Here is a 1,563-nt window from a genome sequence, read left to right on the forward strand (position 1 = left end):
CCTCCAGGCGCTTGGCCGCGGCGGGAATGCCGACGAGGTCCAGCAGTTCACGCGCCCGGTCGTGCCGGGCCCGCCGGCCCAGCTTGGTGTGGGCCCGCAGGCTCTCATCGATCTGCAGCCCGATCGGCAGCACCGGGTTCAACGCCGTCATCGGCTCCTGGAAGATCGTCGCGATCTCGCCGCCGCGCACCCGGCGCAGTGCGGCGGGCGACAGGGTCAGCAGGTCGCGCCCCTGCCACAGCACCTGGCCGGCGATCCGCACCGGCGGCCGCACCAGCCCGAGGATGGCGCGCAGGGTGACGCTCTTGCCCGAACCGGATTCGCCGACCAGCCCCAGCACCTCGCCGGCGCGCAGCTCCAGGTCGACGCCGGCCACGGCCGCGGCTTCGCCCCGCGCGGTCGGGAAGCTCGCGGTCAGGCCGCGGATCGACAGCACCGCCTCGGCGCTCATGATTCCGGCCTCAGCAGGTCGGCGACGCCGTCGCCCAGCAGGCTCAGGCCGAAGCCGGTGACCACGATGGCGACGCCGGGGAAGATGGTGATCCACCAGGCCTGGGACATGAAGTTCTTGCCGTCGGCGATCAGCAGCCCCCATTCGGCGGCGGGCGGCTGGGCGCCGAGGCCGAGATAGCCCAGGCTGGCGCCCAGCAGGATCGACAGCGCCATGTCGGTCATCCAGTAGACCAGCACCGGCGAGATGGTGTTGGGCAGCAGGTGGCGCAGGATGATGCGGGCGTCGCCATAGCCCATCACCCGGCCGGCGGCGGCATAGTCCAGCCGGTTCTGCACCTTGATCTCGGCGGCGATCAGCCGGGCATAGAACACCCAGCCGACGGCGCCGACGGCGATGTACATGTTGAACAGCCCGGGCCCGAGCACGGCGACGATGGCGATCACCAGCACCAGGAAGGGGAAGGTGATGACCACGTCGACGATGCGGCCGAAGATCGGCTCCCAGATCCCGCCGTAATAGCCGACCAGGGCGCCGGTCAGGGTGCCGAACACCACCGGGAACAGCGTGGTGAACAGGGCAATCTGCATGTCGATGCGATAGGCCCAGATCACCCGGCTCAGGATATCGCGGCCGAAATTGTCGGTGCCGAAGGGGTGGGCCAGGCTCGGCGCCTGCAGCAGGGCGTGATAGTCGAAGGCGGTGGGCTCATAGGGCGCGATCAGCCCCGGTGCGATCGCCAGCAGCAGGCTGAGGCCGAGGATGACCAGCCCTGTCAGCAGGGCCGGCGACAGCCGGCGCCGCGACCGGCCGGGGGCAGGGGCGATACCGACCGCGGTCATGCCTTCACCCGCGGGTCGAGCGCGGCCTGCACCAGGTCGGTGGCCAGGAACACCAGCGACACCAGCACCGCCATCGCCATGGTCAGGCCCTGCACCACGGGGTAGTCGCGGCCATAGATGCTGTCGATCATCAGCCGGCCGGCGCCGGGGATGGCGAACACCGTCTCGGTGATCACGGCGCCGCCGATCAGCGTGCCGACCGACAGGCCGAACAGAGTGACGGTCGAGATCAGCGCGTTGCGCAGCACGTGCCGGCCCAGCACCAGCCGC

At 70.6% G+C, this 1,563-nt stretch carries 3 protein-coding genes; all 3 read right to left on the bottom strand.

The window, feature by feature from the left end:
* On the bottom strand, positions 1 to 451 hold a 451-nt coding region (locus tag AC3XYG_RS11455), incomplete at its 3' end, for an ATP-binding cassette domain-containing protein (RefSeq protein ID WP_489139959.1).
* Positions 448 to 1,293 (bottom strand): ABC transporter permease, encoded by an 846-nt coding sequence (locus tag AC3XYG_RS11460; RefSeq protein WP_489139960.1) that lies wholly within the window; start codon positions 1,291 to 1,293, stop codon positions 448 to 450. The genes AC3XYG_RS11455 and AC3XYG_RS11460, both read right to left, overlap by 4 nt.
* On the bottom strand, positions 1,290 to 1,563 hold a 274-nt coding region (locus tag AC3XYG_RS11465), incomplete at its 5' end, for an ABC transporter permease subunit (protein WP_489139961.1). The genes AC3XYG_RS11465 and AC3XYG_RS11460, both read right to left, overlap by 4 nt.

This window comes from Inquilinus sp., from assembly GCF_057815775.1.